We start from the raw sequence: 1,601 nt of genomic DNA, 5'->3' as shown, positions 1-1,601 counted from the left end.
CGGCCCGGCCCCTGGCCGACGACCTGCGCCTGGTGCTGGTGTCGCTGGCCGAGCCGGCAACCCTGCGGTCCCTGATCGGGTCGGCCTCGCCCCGCAGCGCAGTGGCCGCCGAGGCCGCCACCGGGGCTGTCAGGGCCGAGGCGGAAGCCGTAAAGGCGGTGGTCGACGACTTGGCCGTGGTCCTGGAGCGGGCTGACTACCAGTTGTCGAGGTTGTCGCCCGAGGACCTGGCCAGGCTGCACTCACCGGAGACCCTCGGCACCATCGGCCGCCTCGGCTCGACGGTGGCACGGTCATGCTGAGGGCCCGCACGACGTACCGTCGCCGGACGGGCCTGAGGTTGCTCGTGGGCCCGGTCCTGGCCCTGCTGGCAGTGGCCGGCCTGCCCTTCGCCCCGCTCGGGCCCGTACCCAGCGCCGTCGCCGCCGACTACCGGTCGACGGTGCTCGAGGACAGCCCGAAGTCCTACTGGCGCCTCGGGGCGGGCGGCGCCGGTCACGACCAGACCGGCCTGCTGCCCCTCAACAGCACGGCCACCAGCCCCGGCCAGGCGGGGGCCATCGGCGGCGACCCCGACACCGCCGTGTACTTCAACGGCAGCAACAGCAGCCTGAACCGCACGAGCCTGGGCAGCCCCCACCCGCTCGGCTTCGGGCACTTCTCGCTCGAGGCCTGGTTCAAGGCCGACGTCGGCTGGCACGGCGAGGGCTACCTCGTGCACGTCGGCTCCGGCTGGTACCGGCTCGGGGTCAAGGAGGGCCGGCTCGTGGCCCGGGCGACCGTGGCCGGGGGCTCGGCCACCGTAACCTCGGGCGCCTACGTGGCCGACGGCGAGTGGCACCACGCGGTGGTGACCGGCGACGGCGCCCGCCTGCGCCTCTACCTCGACTCGGTCGAGGTCGGCAACGTGGCCATGGGTGGCCCGGCGGTCGGCTCCATCTCCCGCAACGTGTCCATTGGGCTCAGCCTGGGCCTGACGGGCAGCCACTTCAAGGGCTCTATCGACGAGGCCGCCGTCTACGACACCCCCCTGTCCCCCGAGCGCATCGCCGCCCACTACGTGGCGTCGGGCCGCCAACCTCGTCTGGTCGGCGGGCCCATGGCCGACTACGAGCGGCGAGGGGAGTGCAACCGCTGCGAGGGCCAGGCGGCCGCCAGCTTCGGCCAGGCCACGCACTTCCCGGTCAACACCGCCACCGGCAACTTCTGGCACACGTTCACAGACCTGGCTATCCCGGGCCGGGGCGTGCCCCTGCGGCTGGAGCGCACCTATAACAGCGACATGGCGGCCGTCGACGGGCCGTTCGGCAAGGGCTGGTCCAGCACCTACGCCATGGCCCTGTCGGTCTCGCCCGGCCAGGTCACCTTCACCCAGGAGAACGGCAGTGAGGTGGTGTTCACCGTGGCCGGGGCGGGCTACGCCGCGCCCCCCAGGGTGCGGGCCACCCTGTCCAAGGCGCCCGACGGCAGCTATACGGTGGTGCGCAACGGCACCGAGACCTTCCTCTTCGGCCCCGACGGGGCCCTGGTCGCCCTCAAGGACCTCCACGGCCAGACGACCTCGGTCTCCCGCCCCGACGCGTCGACGATGGTGGTCACCG

Annotated in this window: 2 protein-coding genes; both read left to right on the top strand. The window is 73.1% G+C overall.

Features of this window, described 5'->3' with window-relative positions; genetic code table 11:
• Nucleotides 1-302: hypothetical protein (locus AB1673_17610; GenBank protein MEW6155774.1), on the top strand; the 302-nt coding region annotated here is incomplete at its 5' end.
• Nucleotides 296-1,601 (top strand): LamG-like jellyroll fold domain-containing protein (locus AB1673_17605; GenBank protein MEW6155773.1); only part of this gene is annotated, 1,306 nt, incomplete at its 3' end. The genes AB1673_17610 and AB1673_17605, both read left to right, overlap by 7 nt.

The organism is Actinomycetota bacterium (assembly GCA_040754375.1).
Classification (GTDB): Bacteria; Actinomycetota; Acidimicrobiia; order Acidimicrobiales; family AC-14; genus JBFMCT01.
This window is presented reverse-complemented; position numbering and strand designations above follow the sequence as displayed.